Origin of the sequence: Paenibacillus sp. FSL R10-2734 (genome assembly GCF_037963865.1) — a bacterium.
GTDB lineage: Bacteria > Bacillota > Bacilli > Paenibacillales > Paenibacillaceae > Paenibacillus_AQ.
Map to the genome: position 1 here is coordinate 4,099,688 of NZ_CP150170.1, position 19,555 is coordinate 4,119,242.

The following is a 19,555-nucleotide window of genomic DNA, read 5'->3' on the forward strand; positions in this document are numbered from 1 at the left end:
GATATGTGGGAACCTGGACTTTCAAGAACAACTCAATGTTCGTTAAGCTGCTCCTGTCCTTGACCGCCATCGCCGTAATCACCGTCGTGCTCATCACTACGATAACTTACAAGATCTCGGCCGACAACAGCGTCCGTAATTCCATTATGTATAATCAATCCATCCAATCTCAGCAGCAAGAGCTGATTCACAAGGAATTAGCCACCATCAGAAATGCCGTAAATAACATTCTCATGACAGAACCTTATTTGTACAAAATCATTAATGGCAAGCTATCCGTCAGCTCCCTTATCGATTTATCCGCCTTTATCGCCAAGCAGCAGCAGCTCAGCCCCTATATCGATTCCATCTATTTATATTATGATCCACTGAAGCTTGTCCTTTCGTCACGTCCCGAGGTGAAGGCCTCCTCCATCTCTACCTTTGCAGATCGCTCCTGGCTTGATGTGTGGAATCAGGCTACCGAATCGCGAACCGTCTGGGTGACTGGCCGTGAAAACGGCTTTGCTGCTAAGCAACCGGCTGCCTCACTTCTTCAGAAAATGCCGCTAATCGGCCAAGTCGATGGTGCCATCGTCATCAATTTGAAGCTCGATCTGTTGTTCTCCGACTACTTCAGTCATAACCGCAGCACACAGGGAAGCACTATGATCCTTGATCAGGACGGAGCGCTTCTCTTCTCTGAATCCACAGAAGCAAAGACGCTGCTAGGTCAGCTTGATGCAGAACGCATGACGTTGCCCAGCGGTTCTTACATCGAGAATTCTGAGCAAATCGTCACTTACACCACTTCGAATATGACCGGTTGGAGATTCGTCGATATTACAGAACGTTCAGCCCTGCTGCACGGTATGAGTCGAATTAAAATTATTGTCTGGAGCGTCGCGTTAACCTACATTATTGCAGCTTTTGTTACTTCCTATTATTTGTCGCGAAGATTATACCGACCACTACAGCGTGTAATTTCCTATATAGCAGGCTCGGAGGAGACGGACCGAAACGAAGACCCACGAGCCGCACATCGCGGAGATGAGGCTGGCTTCATCAGACAGTCCTTCGAGCGGATAAGCCGCAATCGGGAACTCTTACTAAAGGAAAATCACCGGGTAGGTGAACTGCTCAGCGACAACCGAACAGCGATCAAAGAAAAGTATCTAAATGATCTAATTCAAGGCAGTAGCACAGAACCTACAGCCCATGAGTCAGAACATGCCGCAGAGCTATTGGGGCTCCGACTTGATTTCAACCGTTTCACCATCCTGACTCTCGAGCTCGAGGAGCCTTATCCAATCAAAGGTCCAGATGACACCTTTCACTTCCATCTGTTCCAATATGGGCTAATGGAAGAACTGAAGACGAAGATCGATGGAGAGCTCTTCGCCAAAGATAGCCGGAGGATCGTGATCGTTCTCTCTATTCCTCCCGAGGATGATGATAGCTTCCCATATGAACAAGCAGAAATGTTAAAGCAATATGTGTTCACTCGATATGAAATCTCCGTAACCATTGCCATCAGCCGAATTCACTCTGGGAAGGCAGCGGTTCGTACCGCTTATAATGATACGCTGGAAGCCCTAAAGCTTAAGATCTACATTGGGAAAGGCGAGGTACTCCCTTACAGTATTCAGGATGAATGGAGATCAGAAGAAGGCGCCTATTATTATCCATATATATTAGAAACGAAGCTTCTACAGGCCTTGCTACAGACTGATATGGATGAGTGCATCGTGGTCATCCGCGAAATCACTCGGGCCGTGCTGGAGCAGAAGCTGGGCAAAGCCAACATTCAGCAGCTGTATGTACAGCTTAGCGGAGAAATTGTTAAGACGCTTGTCCAGACCGGTGGCGAGCTGAACATGGTATTCGGCGAACGGCCACCATACACAGATGCGCTAGCGCGGGCGGAGACAGTGCAGGATATGGAAGAGTGCCTGCTCGCTATCTGCGGCAAGATCATCGATTATCACCGGGAGAAACGTTCCAAAATGACCGATGTAACTCTGCAGTTGGCGACAGATTATATGGATAGCCATTATAACAAGAACATTACCGTGGATACGGTAGCGGAATACGTGCAGCGCAGTTCCTCCTATCTCAGCCGTATTTTCAAGGAGTCCAAGGGGATTACTCTCAACGATTATCTGATCCAACTCCGCCTCAAACGGGCTATGGAAATGCTGCAGCAGTCAAATGCTTCTATAGAAGAGATTTGCCGAGAGATTGGCTACGCGAATGTCAGCTACTTCAACAAAATGTTTAAAGCCAGAATCGGTCTTACGCCTGGCCAATATAGACATCAACAAGCAACCGACCAGCTTCTCGCTCAGGGTAAAGGGCCAGCGGCTAACTAATTCACAGAGACAAATGGCGTGACCCTGGTCGAACAAGCTGCATATGATGCTGATATAACGAAGCGAAATGGAGTTGATTCGTATGGCTGCTACGAATAGAACGAATTACACTGTATCTGATTTGACGAAAGAAACGAATTTGTTCAATGCTTATTGGAAAAGATCATTCGTCAATGGTAGAGCAATATATGTAGCGACGAGCGATAAAGCGCAAATTACAATTGCAAGATCCGGGAAAAATGGTTTGATCCCACGCGTACGACTTACTTTCAAAATAGGTTCAAAGGTTGTCGTGATCGGCACGGGCGTTCACTACCCTTCTGCGAAGGTACAAATATTATAAGAATTCATAGCCTTAAATGCCCATCATATCGGCAATAGGACCAAGTTCTTATCCTGAGAAAAAGGACAAGAACTTGGTCCCTTAACAAGAAAAACGCCTGACGGCGTCCTTGGAAATAGAGTTACAAGCTGAGTACATCCGTAATTCCATACTCGTATCCATATACACCTTCGTAGGGAGGTTCCGCTTACGGACCGTATTGCACTTATTACTTAATAACAGCCCATTTCCGGGTGATTTGGGGCGAATAACGGCGCTGACTCGTTTACGTTACCGTCGGCACATTGTATTCGGTTTTTCGCATACATTTGGCTCGTTTACGTTACCGTCGGCACATTGTATTCGGTTTATCACATACATTCGGCTCGTTTACGTTACCGGCGGCACATTGTATTCGGATTTTCGCATACATTTGTCCGTAAGCTCGACTAAAACATGCATTTCGGAGGATATAAGGTCCGCTCTCGTTATACATCCCAAAGAGGCGTGTGCTGAGTCCGTAAGTGTTTACTTCCCATTCACTCGTGTCAACATCTGTAAATCATAAATAAGGGGTACGCTTCGCTTCCCCCAAAACATGTAAATTCTTATCTTATATAAAACCCGCGCTTGGCGCGGGTTCTTGTTTGACTATATATATGTTACTTACTTAAGTCTCTGAATCCAGCACCATATACACCCGGAATTTGCGTTTCTTTTCCTATTTTCGTAGCAGCCTCTAGTGCCCAATAAGGGTTTCGCAACATACCACGTCCTACGGCAACGAGATCCGCTTCTTCGTTACCAATGACGGCATTGGCCAATACCGGCTCATCTAAACGTCCAACGGCAATGACGGGTACATTCAGTGCATTTCTAATTTCTCTTGCCAATGGTACCTGATAAGCTGCATTTGCACCTGGTTTTTCTTGTGCGACAATCGGACCTTCACCGCCGGAGCTGACATGGAATAGGTCTACGCCAGCATCCTTGTAAGCTTTGGAAAATGCGATACTTTCTTCAATACCATAACCACCGTCGACATATTCCTTCGCGGATATGCGCATAAGGAGTGGCATTTGGTCTGGCATAACGCTTTTCACTGCTCGAATGATTTGTTGTCCGAACAACGTCAAGTCTTTACCGTATTCGTCCGTGCGTTTATTTGTAAACGGGGATTGAAATTCATGTATTAGGTAGCCATGTGCTGCGTGAAGTTCAATCGTGTCCACACCTGTCTTGATCGCTCGTTCTGCAGCTAGTTGGAACTTTTCCACCATTGCCCTAGTCTCATCTGTCGTCAAAGCACGAGGCGTTTTGGAGTTCTCGTCGAAAGGAATAGCAGATGGCGCCACCGGTACTTCGGCATCTTCTGCTTTTCGTCCTGCATGAGCAATCTGAATTCCTACTTTGGCACCGTATTGATGGCAGGCATCAACGATCCGCTTCAAAGGTGCGATATGGTCATCAGACCATATCCCAAGGTCGAAATCGGTAGTTCGACCATCCGGCTCCACATCGGTCATCTCAATAATGATAAGACCAGCTCCACCGATTGCGCGACTAACATAGTGATTATAATGCCAATCATTTACGATTCCATCCTTATTCTCAACAGCATATTGACACATTGGTGGCATAACGACGCGGTTTTTTAGTTTCAGTCCTTTTAGCTTATATTGCGTAAATAAATGATCCATTTTGCACTACTCCCTTATGTTTGGATTTAAATTGAAAAGTACGTTATATTTCTTATAAGTCGAAGTATATCGCACGATTATTCATTAATCCAATTATAAAATAGAGCAATATGTATAAAAATATTTATAGAAAAACAAAGGATGAACGGCGAATCGTTTCATCTGTTTTGTTCAATAATCGTTTCGATGAATTCGTTAAGTTCAAGCGAATGTTTATTTTTTGATTTGTACCCGAGTAGCAAGTCGTTAGGAATCTTCATTTCCTCAAAGACCATTTTCCATTTTTGCTCACTTTGCGTACATTGATCCAAAATATAGGTCGGTAGCAAGCTAAACCCTGCTCCTTCTTCGATCGCTCGTAATATTAAATGCAAGCTTGGGATAACATGTACTGGCTTCATTTGCGGTCGTTTCTTGAAATATTCTCGCCAATACCTACGAATAATCGGAAGCTCGAGACCGTAGCTTAACCAACGTTGCTCAGACAACCACTGCTCCCTTTCCTTCAGATCAGAAGTATTCGGAACCTCTGTCCCCGCTGGTGCAATGACTACAAAGTTTTCCTCCATAAATCGTACATATTCAATGCCAGGGGTAGCGATTTTTTTGGAAGTCATAATGATATCCACCCGATCATCTTGCAGAATCTCCAACAATTGCTCTGCTGTTCCTAAATAAGTGATTGTGCTCAAATCGGGACGCGTTAGTTGTTTCAAGATTTTCTCGACAAACATCGCTGGAGACGCTCCGATTTTCATTACTTTTAGGGTTGGAGACGGGGATTTCAAACTCATTGTCGCCTCCTCTAAAGACTCGATGAGCGGTGCTAATTGTGAATACAACTGTTTACCGCGTTCGGTTGGGATCATCTTTCGAGAGGCGCGTGTAAACAACAGTTCCCCAACTTCCGCCTCAAGGGAAGCAAGATGTTGACTCATCGCAGGTTGGGTCATAATTCGGGATTTCGCGGCTTCGGATACGGAATTGTGTTTATATATTTCGGTAAAACTTCTATACCATTCGAAATCGACCATAGGATGCCCTCTTTTCGGAAGTATTACAGGATAGACTATGCTTATCATTTAAACACTTCATCCCAAAAGATAGCAAGTTCTTCGCTTTTACTCAATTACTTTTACTCGCCCATGCATGAGATCAAAGCTTTTAAAACGATAACCGATGCAGACAAATGGAACGTTCGCCGCAGCAGATAACAGATAGGCATGCTACAGATACAACTGTACCACTAACCGTTTCAAGGGCACTCATGATCTGTATCTCCATGTTGACAAGCGATTGCAATTCTTTACCCTGAGGCTTTTGTTCTGCTGAACCGTTATGTCTATCAGAATTTCCGGGAGGATATCAAGCTGGAATTGCTCGCAGAACGTTTCTATTTGAGCTCCCCATATCAGCTCTTCTATATATCAGGAGCCTATGAATAATTATTGAGGTTGAAAATCTGAGAACCCTGAGATTAGTACCCTCAACCCCTTGCTGACGTTATCGACCTTCCATACACCATTCGTAAATACGAGAGTGATCATACGATCCTCAGCATATTGATCTTCTCCTGTTAGTCCATTTGCCAATATAACCGATTGCGAAAGCGTGGCTGAAGTCTTGCTAATGTATACTGGTGACGAGGCAGGCCCTTCATAGGTACTAGCTGTATTCAAGCCTTTATTTTGAACGATAGACTTAATTAATTTATCCGTAAAGTACGGTTTGAAGTAGGAACTAATATTTTTAATTGAAGTGACATCGACTGCTTGATTTAATTTATCGGAAAGTAGTTTTAACTGTGAATCCATAATTTTCTGCTGGTCAGAGATTTGAATAGATGGTTGCTCCATGTTGACAACGAGTCCCTTACCGCCCAATGTCATTGTCGCCTGCTTAGATTGTTGGTTCCATAAGACATTCGCACCTAACGATTGACCGACAAAGCGTAGCGGAACATAGGTTGTTCCTTTAATGACCTGCGTGGCAGTATCCAAATCAATATATTCCCGGCGCGGGATATCTGGGTTATCTGTAGTCGGCGGTGATTCAATAATTGCACGTTTGAAATTTGCGGCAAGCCAGATGGTCGAATCGCCATTTTTAATCTTTACTTCTTTCTCCGCTTGAAACCATTCCACACTCGCGCCTAAATTTTCTGAAACAGCTCGTATCGGAATGAGAACTCGACCGTTGTTAATTTGGCCGTTGTTTATAATCGTAGGTTTGTATGTATCCGCCGCAAAGCTAGGCACCGTTATTACTGGAAGCACAAGTAAAGATGAGGCAAATAAGGAAATCGTCAATTTTTTCATCATAATAAAACCTCCCATAATAGATTCTTCTTAATATTAGACGTTTTTCTCCCTTATTCTGTTTAATTTATTTTAATACCCAAATTCTTATAGGATAATCCAATATTATTAGACTGTCGAGTCGGCGTTCGAGAATAACTCCGCGGTATCCTTGATATACTTCTCCAGGTTATGGAGGACGAAATCTATTCGATGATAAAATTAGAATAACAAAAAAAAGCTGATCTTCAACAAGATCAACCTTTAGTTTTATATCGTATCCGTTTTTTCGAATCAATCTGCATAAGCCATCGGCATCTCAGAAGTGACATTTGCTTGCAATGAGTTGATGTATTAAGCCTATATTTACACTCCAACTTCTCCGATCATTTGCTGTTCGATTTTTTTCATCTCATAAAAATAGCCTTTTTGCCCCATCAGCTCCGAATAGGAACCCGTTTCGACTACCTTGCCTTGGTCCATGACCACAATCTGGTCCATTTCTTCCAATCCGGTAAGCCGATGACAAATCAGTAGAAGCGTATCATTAGCCGCCTGTGCGTAAAGATGCTTCAAAACGTGATGCTCTGTCACATAATCGAGCGATGAAGTTGGTTCGTCCAGAAGCCATAACCGTCCTTTGCGGAGCATCGCTCGCGCCAGAGCCAACCGCTGCTTCTCGCCGTCTGACAGATTCTCCCCTTTTTCATACACCATATCGGACAACGATGTATCGGGCAGCTGCATTTTAGTCAGCACATCCGACAATTGTTCGTCAGTATGTTCTTCTCCATTCAGCAGCAGATTGTCCCGGATCGTTCCTCGGAAGAAATGGCTTTGCTGAAACACCACATTAGCCGATTGCCAAATGCTCGTCTCATCCAGTTCCTTCACCGAAATGTCGTTTAGTCGTATATCGCCAGCCGTTGGTGTCCGCAGCTTGAGCAGCAATTCGATAATCGTTGATTTTCCGGACCCACTCGGCCCGACAATCGCCGTTTTGGAACCAGATAAAATGTGCAGGGACATATCCCTGAGGGCCGGTCTCCACTCCCCTTCATATTGAAACGTAACATCGGATAGTTCTATCGTAACAGCATGATCAACAGACAATGCGCCGACTGGCTGCGAAGACTGTTCATCTATGTTCTGTACCGTTTCCGTCAGTCGTTTGGCTGCGTGCTCGCTATCCTCTTTATACGCGGGTAATGTGGCCATAGCCGTCGCTTCTTCGAATACGGTTTGTGAGGCCATGACTAACATGGCAAGAAATACGCCGGCAAGCGCCCCTTCCATAATTAAATAAGCGCCAAGCGTCAGCACCCCCCAGGAAATGAGAAATGTAACAAAAGTGTGCATTGATTGCCCGCGCAGCAAGTGCCCGGCTGCTCGTTGCTGCTCAGCTGCCAATACAGCGGAAGCATGCTGAAGCTGCTCCTCCCGCTGTGCCAATTGCCCGTAAACTTTCAAATCCCGGAAACCGTACAACACTTCGGTGACTTCCGTGGACAGCTGCGCCCTCTGCTCACGAACGCGTCCATGTATTCTCCGCTGCCCGAGCAAAACAATTCCCGGTACAACGAATGCTGTTATCAGCATACCTACCACAAACAGAACGGCAATCCAGATCGAAAAGGCAGAAGTAAACAACACCGTAGCCAAAAACACCATGACGACCATGATCGGGGGATAAGCAACTCGCAAAAAATAATTTTGCAAACTTTCCACATCCCCAACGATCCGCGCAAGCAGATCCCCGCTTCGATTTTTGTTCAATATACCAGGCGTTAAAGGAATAAGCTTGGCAAAAAAGGATGTACGTAAACGGCTCAGCATAGAGAACGTCGCCCTGTGAGAATACAAACGTTCTCCATAACGACTCACCGCCCGAAGCAGACCAAGCAGTTTGACCATAGAGGTGAGTACAATTAACGTATATAGCGGTGGCGCAAATACCGTTTGCGAAATTAGATACCCGCTCGCAGAAAAAAGTGCCACACCCGCTATGCCGGCGATAAATCCACCCAAAATGGAGAGGATGATATCCTTGCGCTCCTGAATCATCGCTTTTGACAGAACAGCCAGCTCATTCAAGATGATACCCCCCCTTTCCGCTCTACATCAACCATCTCGGCATACTGAGGCAGGCGCTCCAGAAGCTCGTCATGTCGTCCGGAGTCCACCAACACTCCATTCTCCATATATAAAATCTTATCGGCTTGTTGAATCGTATATAATCGGTGAGCCACCGTTATCATCGTAGCCTTTTTTGCCAGTTTGGCAATGGAGCGTTGCAGTACCCGCTCGGTGTGCAAATCCAGTCCAACTGTGGGTTCATCAAACAAAATGATGGCAGGACGCTTCAAAAAAGCGCGTGCCAAGGCCAGCCGTTGCTTTTCCCCACCAGACAGTCCCCTGCCTCCTTCACCAACAAAGGTATCAAATCCATGCTCCAATTGAGCTGTAAGTGCAGTGAGTCCGGCTTCCTCCCCCGCCCGTTCAATTTCTGTCCTGGTGACACTCCCACGAGCACCAATCGCAATATTTTCAGAAAATGTGCCTGCAAAAATATACGGATGCTGTGTAATGTAGCTAACATGTTCGAACCATGCAGTCTCAGCGTATTGCGAGAGTGGGCTTTCATTCACCAGAACCGTTCCCGATGCTGGTTTCAGCAAACCTGCAATGAGATGGAGTAAAGTCGTTTTGCCGGAACCACTTTTGCCTACAATTGCAATGTGTTCTCCCGGATTAAACTGGATCCGACCCGTCTTAAGCTCGAATAAATCTGGAGCATACTGAAACCGAAGATGGTCAATTACGATGGATGGCGGCAATGAAAGCTCTCCGGAATAGGTATGTTCCAATTTGCTTATCCTGTCGACTCTATCCATATTGTCGATCTCGTCGATTCCATCGGATGTTAATGCTCCTTCATTGCCATTTGCGTCCTTGCTCTCCCCTGCCGTTTCCTCAAGCATCTGTTCCACCTTACGAACCGCCCCCATACTTGTGCGGCCACTGTGAAAGGCCGTTCCCGTATTCTTTAACAGGTTGTAAAACTCGGGAACGAGCAACAAAACGAGAAATGCGGTATGGAATGTCATAGATTTGAAAACGAGCAACTGGATGGCCAATTCGAGAGCGACGATGCCAATGCTTAGCATCACGATCGATTCCAGCATGAAGGTATTCGTAAACGCAATCTTCAAAATGCCCATCGTGGCATCACGGTAACTCAGGCTACTACGTTCAATCTTCTCTTGCTGACGGTGAGCCCGTCCAAATATTTTCAAAGTCACCAGCCCTTGAAGAGAATCCAGAAACGTACCTGAAAACTCGGCCAGTTGCGCATATTTTTCTTCGGATTTGTTCTTCGTTTTCAGCCCTACCAAAATCATGAACAGTGGGATGAAAGGAGCTGTAAACAATAGAATGAAACCTGTGTTGGCATGTTGGGTAAATGTAACGACCAAAATCAGAATTGGGATGATAGCAGCTTCCATCATACGCGGCATATACTGACTGAAATAACTATCAGCCTCATCCACAGCATCCAGAGCAATACTGACCTTCCCCCCTGTCTGTCCACGAAGGGTTGAAGGCATGGAAGCATGGGTCAATTTTTGCAGCACGGCTGCGCGCATATTTGTCTTGGCAGTGGCAGCCATATGCAAGCCAACTTTACCGTTTCCATACGATAACAGTGTGCGTACAGCCATAACAGCCAAAAGAATGCCGAGCAATATGATAACCGATGAAAATGAAGCTCTCTCCACAAAAACTCGTTGGACTGCTTCAGCAAGCAGCCCAGCCTGACTCACAATAGCTGTACCAAGCGCGAGCGAAATGAGCGCGAGGAGGGCCATATTTTTCCTTTGTGAAGACATTTGCTGAGAAATCAGACTGGATCTCCTATTCACAGATCACACCTCCTTTATCTATAGGCTTGTAGAGAAACCTCAAACATGGCGTAATGGATCAATCAGATTATTTTTTCCCTTTTACATAATCCGCATCAAACAGGAAGAGTTTGAAGACCAGAATAAGGGATGGGATCAACAGGCATAGACCGCCGATAAACACAACAACTAACGCTAAGCCCATTGCTGGTGAAGTTGCACTGCTCTGAATCGTGATATACGGATCAAGAATATAAGGGTATTGCCCAATCCCATAAGCGAAAAAGGCAGTGAAAAACTGTAACATGATGCATATGAAAGCTAATCCGTAACGGCGTCCGTTATATAACAGCCACATCGCGATCATGAAGAAAGCAACGGAAAGTGCCAGCAACCACCATAAATCCATCATATTTTGAAAATGTCGCTCATTGTGCTGACCCAAATAGATAAATGCTGTCAGTGCGAGAATTATCGTCGGTGTGCTCCAAAACAGGGCATAGTTCCGCATCAGCTTCAACGCGGAATGATCCTCTGCCCGAGAAGCATAAAATGTCAGAAATGAGCCGCTAATGAACAAAACGGACACGATTGCCAGTCCAACGATGCTCCACGATAACGGATTGGTAAACAGCGCCCAGTAATCCAGAGAAACCGTCTCACCCTGCTTCAAGATAAAGCCGCCTTCAGACAAAGTTAGCGCCACTGACAACGAAGCTGGAATAAGCAAACCTGTAGCTCCGTACAAAAAAAGATATACTATGTTTTTCTTGGAACCGTAATTTTCAAAAGCATAGAACGAACCGCGAATCGCAAGAAGAACAACTGCAATGCTTCCCGGAACAAGTAGCGCGGAGCCATAATAATAGGCTGTGTCTGGAAAAAATCCGACGATGCCAATGTAGAAAAAGATAAAAAATACATTTGTGATCTCCCAAACGGGTGATAAATAACGGGAAATCAGACGATTAATCAAATGATCCTGCTTCGTCAAACGTGCATAAAAAGCGAAGAATCCCGCTCCGAAATCAATGGAAGCTATAATTAAATAGCCGTACAAGAACAGCCAGAGCACCGAGATGCCAATCAATTCGTAACTCATCACTCAGTGCCCCCCTTTTCCGTAGATTGATTAGGATGATCCTTCATCCATTTCTCCATCTCAACTTCTGCCGGATTATTGTTGAACAAGCGTCTTAGCACGATTACACACATACTGCCGAGTACGATGTACAAGAGCAATAAGGCGAAGAATATAATTCTTACATTCGGTGAAGTCGTGGCAGCCTCCTCAACACGCATATACCCACGGATAATCCACGGCTGTCGCCCAACTTCTGCATAAAACCACCCCAGCTCTACAGCTAGAAAAGCTAGAGGTGCGATCAGTGCGATGATGCTAAGCATCCACTTGTTAAGCGCATTGCGCTTTTTCCAAAACACAAACAGGAAATATAGTGCCGAAATCGCGAGCAGAGCAAATCCGATTCCGGCCATTAAATCAAACAGGTAATGAACGAGAAGCGGTGGCCATTCATCCTTGGGGAATTCCTCCAGCCCCGTTACCTCTGCATTAAAGTCTCCAAAGGCCAGAAAACTGAGCACTTTTGGCAGATGAAGAGCCCCTAGAACTTCATGCTCTGCATTCAACCATCCCATTAGAACTAAATCCACTCCGCTTCCCGTCTCAAAATGCCACTCTGCCGCTGCAAGCTTCTCCGGCTGATGCTCGGCCAAAAACTTGGCGGACACATCTCCTGCTAACGTGTTCAGCAAGCTGAACAGCAAAACAACTGCCATCATGAGATTTAAGGATTTTTTGTGGTATGCGGATACCCCTTTTCTCAGCATCGCAAAGGCTGCAATACCGGCTAACAAGGCAGCTCCTGTCAAATAAGCCGAGCTTAATACATGGAACACCTTGGAGAATGTCGCCGTATTCAGCATCGCTTGCACCGGGTCAATCGCTGTGAATTGGCCTGCTTCCATGACAAATCCTCCAGGCTGGTTCATGAATCCGTTCACCGTCGTAATAAAAACGGCAGACATGCCTGCCCCGAAGACAATCGGAATCGTCAGCAGCCAATGAATATACGGATTTTTGAACCGATCCCATGTATACAAATAAATACCCAGGAAGATAGCCTCAAAAAAGAACGCGAACACTTCCATGAATAACGGAAGTGCAATAACATTCCCAGCCAGTTTCATAAAATTCGGCCACACCAGGGCTAATTGTAGTGAAATGGCTGTGCCGGTCACGACACCAACCGCTACAGAAATGACAAATCCTCGAGACCATCTCTTCGCCATAAGTGTATAATGTCGATCCTTCTTGCGGATTCCGATGAACTCTGCAATAGCGATCATTAGCGGTATACCTACGCCAATCGTCGCAAAAATAACGTGGAACCCGAGAGTCAAGCCTGTTACCAGCCTGCTCCATAGCACCGTATCAATTGCCATTCTTTACTGCCTCCCTTGAAACTCTGTTCATTTTTCGTCATAAGTTGATACTTATGATTAGGCCTGCTAAATCTTGGGCTGTATTCAATATTAGGTTTAACAAGGCTCAGCGACATCGTTGCCTGTTCGTTTTAGTATGACGGTCCTCGTTCTTTGCTATGTAAAAGAGAAAGTTTTCACAAAGCAAGAGTTGGCGAGCCTGTATACCTGATACTGAAGCAGCAGTTAAATTACTAAATGGGCCCAACATTTTAAACTATCTTATCTTAAATTACAATAAATTCAATCACTGATATCTCTTAATTCTTAAACGTTCAAGAAAGGGACAAATCTTTCTAACAACTCAGTGAATAACACAAAAAGTACCCGAATGTGCTATTGATTCATTAGTGTATATGTGATGTCACGGGTCTTATCCTATTTCGATGTTAGCAAAAAACTGTATTTTCTCATTCTAAACCGATGCTTCTTACTAACTGACAAGGACATGTCTCTATTGCCGTAATGCATATTATCCCCTTTTGCAACAAAAAAACACTGACTCAAATAATCAGTGTTTTTAAATTAAAAATCGTATTTTTTCACATATGAATTAGCATAATTACCTGATGATCTGAGGGAGCAAATTAATAAAATCCTTATAACTGAACTTGTCTTGGTTTCCATTTGTGCTGACGTGGTCCTCGTACTACGAGGGAATCGTATATTTGCTGAGCGTATCCCAATCTGTTCCATAACTTCCCTCTCGGATGACTTTCTCCACTTTCCTGAGCCGTTCCATTAACAGCTGACCGACATTCGTATCGATCAAATCCTTTAAACCCTCCGATTGTCATTGTCAACGCTAATGACATACTCCGCTTCCGCAGAAAGCGCCAAAATCTCCGGTCGACGATCTTCCAACGGTCTGGAAGGCATGTAAATGTCTCTCTCTTTTAATAGAGGAGAAATTTTCAGAACGATCGAATGGCTCGCCAATTGATCGCGAAATCTCTTTAAGCCTATTTTCCAAGGTACGCCGTTATAGAACTGATCCGCGACGCATTGTCCGGCAATATAGGCTTGTACTACGTCTCCCACGAAATCGACGACCAACGTGATTTCGTTCGCTTCACCGAATGCCGAAGCATCTATGCGAATCTCCCATTCAGGAGCTGCTCCTTCTTCCCCCTCATCTTCGAACAAATATTTGAAGAATTCTCCGTTTAACGAAGAATCGCGGGTACGCTTCCATGAGAATTCGACTTCACGAGTTTGCAGGCTCGGCTTGAACGCCTGAAATATCCCCTCTTCATCTTGTGAAGACTTCAACGATACTCCCTCACAAGTGATGCTATGTTCGACAGGAGGATAAACAGCAAATGCCATCCTGCCGGCTTCTGTCCCGCTAATGCGCAAATCTTTCTCCCTAAACACGACGTTTCCTTCACATAGAATTAACCGTTCACATCCAAATGCCCGTCCTTTCCACAGATGCAGCGACTGCTCTTCAGTTATTGTCAGCACCTTAACGACATGACTGGAAACAGAGCGAACAGTGAATTCGCAGCCAGATCCCGGCTTCAGACCGGAAACGGCGAGCGTTCCTTCCTGCCGTTCCAAAGTTCCCTCTTTCAATTCGACATCGGAAACGGTATCTGAATAGAAGGAGAATACAGGGCGCACGCCAGAAACCTCGAAAAACACATACAGTGTCTCCCCATCTCCTTGGAGCAGGCATAACAGCTGTGCAGTCGCAAATTTCAAACGTACACCGTCCATATCCAAATGGAACGGCCAGAAGAAGTAACCGTCCTTCTTGAGTGTAAATCCAGTTGCAGGAACGTTCAGCCCACCTCTGGGTAACCGCAATTCAACCTGTACGTCATCCTTATCTTTCATCTCCGTCAGTCTCTGGTAGTTGTTGAAGAACAGGAAGCCGCTATCCCCCCGCGCTCTCGCAACGACGCGCACCGTCTCGTTATCTTCCAAGGATGAAGGCCGAACTTGCGGAAAAAACACGGCCATGGGCGCCAGCCTATCTCCGAAATCGTGCAGAAATAAATGAAGCCGCTTCAGTATTCTATAGGAATCCCTGACTTCGCCGAACTCTCCGAGCGGCGCCTGGAAATCGTAGCTCCGTACGGGCAACTGATTGCCTTGGGGATTGGATTCTTGCATCGTTGAAAGCTCTCCGAGCGGCTGGGTTCCTCCATGATACATATAATAGCCCAGCAGATTGCACCCGTTAGCAATCTTAATCATCGCCATCGCGCCGACGTCGTCTGCCTGTATGAGGGGACGCCGATGATAGGTAATTTGCACGCCACCCCCAAGCTCGCAGGTGCCATCTGGGTAACGTTCGATGTCTTCCAAATCTTTAATTTCTACGGCTTTCTCGCCGAACAGATCGCTACCGATGCTCGGATCGTTGCGTACCGAATGGAAGAAATAATGCGGTCCGGGAGGCAGTTGGTTTGTATGCTTATCCCAAGGATGATCCGGATAACCTCCGAATAGCGGCAGCATTTCGTCCTTGGGAATTTGTGCTCCACCGGGGCCTCCCCAACCTGTAACCGTATATAAAGGAGCTTTCATGCCCAATCCTAGCGCGATACTCTTTAAGGTCCGCAAATGCTCGAGGTTATCCGTCAACTCGTTGTCGAATTGCAAGCCGACGATCGAGCCGCCGTCTTGGAAGGCTAACCTCTCAATCTGCTTGGCAATTTCCCCGTAAAACCTTTTAACATACCGCAAATAGTCATCATCGTTCGTCCGTAGCGCGCATCTTCCGTAGATCCAATCCGGGAAGCCTCCATTACGGCATTCGCCATGCGCCCATGGGCCTATGCGAACAAGGACCTCCAATCCGTTCTTCTGGCAGAGCTGCACAAATTTCCTAAGATCCTTGTCTCCCGACCAGTCAAAGCGCCCCTCTATTTCTTCATGATAAATCCAGAATATATACGTAGCGACGATCTGGATGCCACCCGCTTTCATCTTCAGTAGCTCTTCCTCCCACTGTCCGTGAGGAAACCTGGAGAAATGAAACTCCCCCATAACCGGCAGCCACGGCTTTCCTCCGCGGGTGAGATACACGCTATTCACATTGATTTCCTCTCCCGCCGGATTGGTGCCTCCCATTTTTAGATGACCTTCGATCAAAGCTGGCTTTCGTTGATTGCCGACATCTAGTAAGTATTTCATTGTTTCACTCCCCAAGTGTTAAATTTTCAGGTTGTTCTCATTTCTTAACAATCGAAGCAATGATGGATATATTCGTTTGACAATGCGTATTGTTCCGAATATGATTAAACTGACTGGTCAGTACAATTAAAAAGGAGATGATATTCATGGGAGAAATGTACGAATTGAAAGCTATCTTTACCCCGAATGAAGGAAAGCGCGGAGATTGGGCAAAACTGAAAGTGGAGTACGGCAATCTCCAGGATAGCATCGAGATCGACAAATCGATCGTAAGAATTTCGGATTACGGGATATACGATGCAATGAAACGCGAAGAGGATGGATCGTTCACATGGTCTTATCCCATTCCGTATGAAGCGCCGATCCAGACCTATGAGATCGAAGTGTATGCGATAGACAAGATTGGAAACAAGGGACCTAAGCAAACGATTATCTTCACTGTTAACGGCTAAACTTTCCCTTTCACAAGCAACCGATGGCAGCCCGAAAGTCTGCCGTCGGTTGTTCGTTATCTATCGAGGGTTCCTTTCCAGCTGCTCGATCTTCTCTCCCGTCCCCAATCTCAGCCAAGTCGTAAACCCCCCAACGCCTTCTTGCAAACGAATGACTCGGGCACCGTGCGGGAAGTCCTCTCGGCCATACGTGTTCAAACCTGTAGCCCGGCCGTAGCATAACCGAATGCCGTACCACTCTCCCCAATAATCGTTCACGTGGTCATGACCGCAGAACGTCCCCATCACATCTCCCTGCTCCAGCATGGCTGTGAATAAGCCCGAATTGACTTTGGGACAACACACCTTCTCCAGCTTGTTTCCGCAACATCCCCCTTCCATCCACATTTCCTCATATTCCGGGAGAGGAATGTGGATGAAGGCTAGCGCCGGTACTGTATCTCCACCGTTCCTTGACGCAAGTTCCCGTGATTGCTCCACGTACCAATCGATCTGATCCCGGCGAATCCAGTCGTACCCGTCGATGGTAGGAATGCAAGAGACATTCCCGGAATCGAAAAAATAGAGCGCAATATCGCTTCCCTTCTGATTTCCGATCTCGATGACATAATTGCCCTCACCGGTCAACCTCTCCGGCCCGCGTTTCGTAACGGAATGAAGCTGAGCCATAACCGCTTCAACCAACTCAGTTCGCGTAATATGTGCTTCCGTATCGTGATTGCCAAATATATACGCCCAAGGAATACCTCTTTCTATAACTAACTCCACAGCTTGCTGCATCATTTGTACGGGATCCGTTTTATCCGACGGATGAATCAGATCGCCGGTAAATACAACCAGATCAGGAGTTTCGGCATCCAATACCGTTCTCATGACCGCCTGTGTTTGCTGATCGAGTTCCAGCCCGTCTTGCCAATGCACATCAGTGAACTGAATAATCGTAAAAGTACCATCTTCTCGATACGTCATCCGATGATTCATCTTTCAATTCCTCCTAATCTATCCTTTGTCCTCTTCGGTTAATATCTTCTCAATTACAGACACCAGGTCGTCCGTCAGGCTAATGCCCGAAGCCGATGCATTCTGCTCGACCTTCGGTCTTGTAGCACCGATAATGCATCTGGAGATGTTCAGCAACCGCAAATTCCAGACCAAAGCCAGCTTCTCGAACATGGGCACGATGTCCGATTCGATACGGCGGATGAACAAATTGTATTCCGGCTGATTGACCACAATCGGATCTAGATAAAGAAGCACCGCCAATCCCGCTGCCTCGACCATTTTCCATTCACGCCACTCACTGATTCCGACATACAATAATTTGCCTTGAGTGACCAAATCGTCCATCGCCCATGTCGAAATAAACCGTCGTTCCAAGCACATATGATTCTCTCGTAGTTTGCCAACGCCCAGCCCATAACTCACTCAGCTTCACCATCGGCATATATATTGGCTGTGTCAAAATAGTTGATTCCCAGCTTGTGTTCCTCACTCTTGAATTCTGATCAGCTTGCTCGAGAATCGATCAAGTCTATCAAGAACTTGTCACTTGCCGAACCAATTCCCGTTCGTGAAGTCGGGGATCGCTACCGGCTGCCCGCCCATGGCAATCGAATCCTCGGTTAATGAGGATATACTCATCCACGAGGCCATGTCATATACATCGATCGGCGTTTGCGTTCCGTTCCTGAAGCACTCGATGAAATCCCTAAAGACAAGCCAATCCATACCGTCGTGTCCTCCTTTAACTCCTTCCTGTAAATAGCGCTCCCACAGCGGATGTTCATATTGCTCGCGATGTTGCTCCACGTTCCCCCATTGCGTCTTCCAATTTGATTCATACTGGCTATGCTGTCCATCAATGAATATGGAGTGGTTGTCCTCTATATACATGCCTTTTGTTCCCCTTACCGTAAAACCTCTTGAATAATATCTTGGCAATGTAGTATCCAAAGTGAGTGTAATCGTTTCTCCGCGAGCGCACTGGATGACAGTCGTTACGATATCACCTTGTTTAAACCTAGTATGAGCAAGCTCGCTATCCTGCCTTTTGCTCCTGATGTATTCCTGCATGCCTTCCGCCTTGGAGGCAAGAGATACAAGCGATACCATGCGATTCCCTCTATTAATATCGAGAACCCTAGCGATCGGACCCAGCTCGTGCGTGGGATAATTATCGCAGTTTCTATGAATATATTCGTTCAGCCGGTAATGCCGATTTTCTTTGCCATTAGCGATTTCATAGCGCAGGTCGTGATGATAACCTCCCGAGCAGTGTACGATTTCCCCTAGTACACCTCGCTTTACCATATTTAATACCATGAGCTCATCGCGGCCATAGCAGCAATTCTCCAGCATCATGCACGGAACCTTCGTTCGCTCGTAAGCTTCTACCAGCTTCCAGCATTCCTGCATGGAATACGCTCCTCCGACCTCGCAAGCGACGTACTTCTCTTTCTCCATCGCTTCGATTGCGATATGGATATGGGCTGACCAAGGCGTGCAGATCATGATGACGTCAACAGACTCTCTATCCAGAACCTCCTTATAATCAGCAGTTACAAAAGGTCGACTGCAGCCTGCCTTCTCAATCATATTAGCTGCCCGTTCGCGACGATCCTCGTGCAAGTCACAGACGGCGACGACTTCCACGTCTTCCATTTTCAGCAATATGATTTCCAAAAGCCCCGTTCCCCGCCCGCTAAGCCCGATTAAGCCGATTTTCACATTAGATTTCATCTACGTGATACCTCCGTATAATAGCTACTTGCCCCGTATCGATCGCAAGGTGCTCTGCCTTCATTGATATCGTCTTTACGATTGCGACTACCTTGTCTGCGATTGTATTCCCGCGAATTTCAACTCCGCTTGAAAGCTAT

At 46.0% G+C, this 19,555-nt stretch carries 15 protein-coding genes; 3 read left to right on the forward strand and 12 right to left on the reverse strand.

The window, feature by feature from the left end:
• Positions 1–5: 5 nt before the first annotated feature.
• Positions 6–2,351: a helix-turn-helix domain-containing protein gene (locus NSS67_RS17945; protein WP_339314870.1), complete on the forward strand. Its 2,346-nt coding sequence runs from the start codon at positions 6–8 to the stop codon at positions 2,349–2,351.
• Positions 2,352–2,418: 67 nt separating this feature from the next.
• The gene (locus tag NSS67_RS17950) at positions 2,419–2,694 is read left to right on the forward strand and encodes a hypothetical protein (protein ID WP_339314871.1); all 276 of its coding nucleotides are present in this window, start codon (positions 2,419–2,421) and stop codon (positions 2,692–2,694) included.
• A gap of 641 nt (positions 2,695–3,335) precedes the next feature.
• Here NSS67_RS17950 and NSS67_RS17955 read toward each other — a convergent pair.
• The 9 genes from NSS67_RS17955 to NSS67_RS17995 all read right to left on the reverse strand — a co-directional run bounded on the left by NSS67_RS17955 (position 3,336) and on the right by NSS67_RS17995 (position 16,224).
• Complete coding sequence (locus NSS67_RS17955) at positions 3,336–4,373, reverse strand: NADH:flavin oxidoreductase/NADH oxidase (protein WP_339314873.1); 1,038 nt, start codon at positions 4,371–4,373, stop codon at positions 3,336–3,338.
• A gap of 158 nt (positions 4,374–4,531) precedes the next feature.
• Positions 4,532–5,407, reverse strand: a complete 876-nt coding sequence (locus tag NSS67_RS17960) for a LysR family transcriptional regulator (RefSeq protein ID WP_339314875.1) — start codon at positions 5,405–5,407, stop codon at positions 4,532–4,534.
• 411 nt (positions 5,408–5,818) lie between these two features.
• Positions 5,819–6,694, reverse strand: a complete 876-nt coding sequence (locus NSS67_RS17965) for a copper amine oxidase N-terminal domain-containing protein (RefSeq protein ID WP_339314877.1) — start codon at positions 6,692–6,694, stop codon at positions 5,819–5,821.
• Positions 6,695–7,036: 342 nt separating this feature from the next.
• A complete protein-coding gene (cydC, locus tag NSS67_RS17970) occupies positions 7,037–8,764 on the reverse strand; it encodes a thiol reductant ABC exporter subunit CydC (RefSeq protein WP_339314879.1) in 1,728 nt (575 codons plus the stop codon).
• Positions 8,761–10,593 carry a thiol reductant ABC exporter subunit CydD gene (cydD, locus tag NSS67_RS17975; RefSeq protein WP_339314881.1) on the reverse strand — a complete coding sequence of 611 codons (1,833 nt, stop codon included), beginning with the start codon at positions 10,591–10,593 and terminating at the stop codon, positions 8,761–8,763. Before cydD ends, cydC begins: the two co-directional genes overlap by 4 nt.
• Before the next feature lie 67 nt (positions 10,594–10,660).
• On the reverse strand, positions 10,661–11,674 hold the full coding sequence (locus NSS67_RS17980; RefSeq protein WP_339314882.1) for a cytochrome d ubiquinol oxidase subunit II: 1,014 nt from the start codon (positions 11,672–11,674) through the stop codon (positions 10,661–10,663).
• On the reverse strand, positions 11,674–13,038 hold the full coding sequence (locus tag NSS67_RS17985; RefSeq protein ID WP_339314884.1) for a cytochrome ubiquinol oxidase subunit I: 1,365 nt from the start codon (positions 13,036–13,038) through the stop codon (positions 11,674–11,676). Before NSS67_RS17985 ends, NSS67_RS17980 begins: the two co-directional genes overlap by 1 nt.
• Before the next feature lie 688 nt (positions 13,039–13,726).
• Complete coding sequence (locus NSS67_RS17990; protein ID WP_339314886.1) at positions 13,727–13,849, reverse strand: hypothetical protein; 123 nt, start codon at positions 13,847–13,849, stop codon at positions 13,727–13,729.
• 5 nt (positions 13,850–13,854) lie between these two features.
• Entirely contained in the window at positions 13,855–16,224 is a 2,370-nt protein-coding gene (locus NSS67_RS17995; protein WP_339314887.1) for a beta-galactosidase, read from the reverse strand.
• Between the two features lie 146 nt (positions 16,225–16,370).
• Between NSS67_RS17995 and NSS67_RS18000 the strand changes: the two genes are divergently transcribed.
• Complete coding sequence (locus tag NSS67_RS18000) at positions 16,371–16,676, forward strand: hypothetical protein (protein ID WP_339314889.1); 306 nt, start codon at positions 16,371–16,373, stop codon at positions 16,674–16,676.
• Between the two features lie 60 nt (positions 16,677–16,736).
• Here NSS67_RS18000 and NSS67_RS18005 read toward each other — a convergent pair whose 3' ends face one another.
• From NSS67_RS18005 to NSS67_RS18015, 3 genes are all read right to left on the reverse strand, one after another.
• Positions 16,737–17,657 (reverse strand): metallophosphoesterase family protein, encoded by a 921-nt coding sequence (locus NSS67_RS18005; protein WP_339314891.1) that lies wholly within the window; start codon positions 17,655–17,657, stop codon positions 16,737–16,739.
• An 18-nt stretch (positions 17,658–17,675) separates the two neighbouring features.
• Positions 17,676–18,101, reverse strand: a complete 426-nt coding sequence (locus tag NSS67_RS18010) for an aldo/keto reductase (protein WP_339314893.1) — start codon at positions 18,099–18,101, stop codon at positions 17,676–17,678.
• A gap of 120 nt (positions 18,102–18,221) precedes the next feature.
• The gene (locus NSS67_RS18015) at positions 18,222–19,415 is read right to left on the reverse strand and encodes a Gfo/Idh/MocA family oxidoreductase (protein ID WP_339314895.1); all 1,194 of its coding nucleotides are present in this window, start codon (positions 19,413–19,415) and stop codon (positions 18,222–18,224) included.
• Between the last annotated feature and the right edge of the window lie 140 nt (positions 19,416–19,555).